Origin of the sequence: Vibrio sp. Vb0888 (assembly GCF_033338835.1) — a bacterium.
Taxonomy (GTDB): Bacteria; Pseudomonadota; Gammaproteobacteria; order Enterobacterales; family Vibrionaceae; genus Vibrio; species Vibrio alginolyticus.
Genome location: NZ_JAWOTL010000109.1, coordinates 1 through 1,486, shown reverse-complemented (window position 1 = coordinate 1,486; position 1,486 = coordinate 1). Strand labels below are relative to the sequence as shown.

The following is a 1,486-nucleotide window of genomic DNA, read 5'->3' as shown; positions in this document are numbered from 1 at the left end:
TACATAACAGTTGACTCTAAACTGCAAGACGCTGCCAATAAGGCTGCGGTAAACAACCTAATGGCTTATGACGAGCGTCATGGCTACCGCGGCGCAGAAAAAGTGTTGTGGAAAGAAGGGGAAGCCGCTTGGGACGCTGAACAAATAGAGAAGCATCTAAAAGGCCAGCCAACTTACGGCGATCTTTACCCTGCGGTCGTGACAAAAGGGGAAGGCAAAACAGCGCAAGTTGTTGTGAAAAATAACGACGCACAAACCATCCCTTGGACTGGCATGAACTGGGCACGCAAATTCCTCACCGATAACCGTCAAGGTTCAACACCAAAATCTGCACAAGAGGTTTTAGCTGCAGGTGAACAAATTTGGGTTCGCGAGCTAACGACCACCGATGAAGATGGCAACACTCAAAGCAGCTGGAAGCTAAGCCAAGTGCCTAGCGCGAACACCGCATTTGTCGCGATGAATCCTGAAAATGGCGGCATTTTGTCACTAGTAGGTGGTTTTAACTTTGTTCACAGCAAGTTTAACCGCGCAACCATGTCCGTGCGTCAGGTTGGTTCGAGTATCAAACCATTTATTTACTCAGCCGCTATCGATAAAGGCCTAACGTTAGCAACTCTAATCAACGACGCGCCAATCAACAAATGGGACGCAGGTTCAGGCTCAGCATGGCGACCAAAAAACTCACCTCCAACTTACGGCGGTCCAACTCGCCTTCGCATTGGCTTAGCGCAATCGAAAAACGTAATGGCGGTTCGTACCTTACGTGAAGTGGGTCTGGATGAAACTCGTCAGTACCTAACTCGCTTTGGATTCGATATCAACGAAGTGCCTCGCTCAGAAACTATCGCCTTGGGTGCGGGTAGCTTAACGCCAATGAAAGTGGCGCAAGGTTACTCGGTTTTTGCAAACGGCGGTTACTATGTTGAGCCGTTCTACGTCGAACGCGTTGAAGATGCATTTGGCGAAGTTTTGTTTAAAGCCAACCCTAAGAGCGTTTGTCATCAAGATTGCGCACAAATGAGCCCACAACCAGAAATGGATCGCTTTGCCAGTGAGTTCGGTGAGCAAGACGTTGCCGTTGATGGCCAAGCTCCAGAGAACGCACTAGAAAATGATGAACCAAAATACGCACCACAAGTGATCTCTGAACAAAACGCATTCTTGATGCGTGAAATGATGTACAGCAACATCTGGGGTGGCGGCAACTGGCGTGAAGGAACTGGCTGGAACGGTACCGGCTGGCGTGCGCAAAAACTTGAGCGTCGTGATATTGGTGGTAAAACTGGTACGACTAACGATTCAAAAGATGCATGGTACAACGGTTATGGTCCGGGCGTGGTTGCTATTGCATGGGTGGGCTTCGATGCGCAATCACGCGCGTTAGGCCGCACGACGGTGAACAGCAATTTGGGTCAAGGCCAAGTATCTGGTGCTGAATCAGGAGCGAAAACAGCAGAGCCAGCATGGATTGACTTTATGCAAG

Annotated in this window: 1 protein-coding gene; it reads left to right on the top strand. The window is 49.5% G+C overall.

Going from position 1 to position 1,486, the window contains the following annotated elements; all coding sequences use genetic code 11:
* The coding region (locus tag R7P72_RS24225; protein WP_318110858.1) for a penicillin-binding protein 1A at nucleotides 1–1,486 on the top strand (1,486 nt) is incomplete at both ends.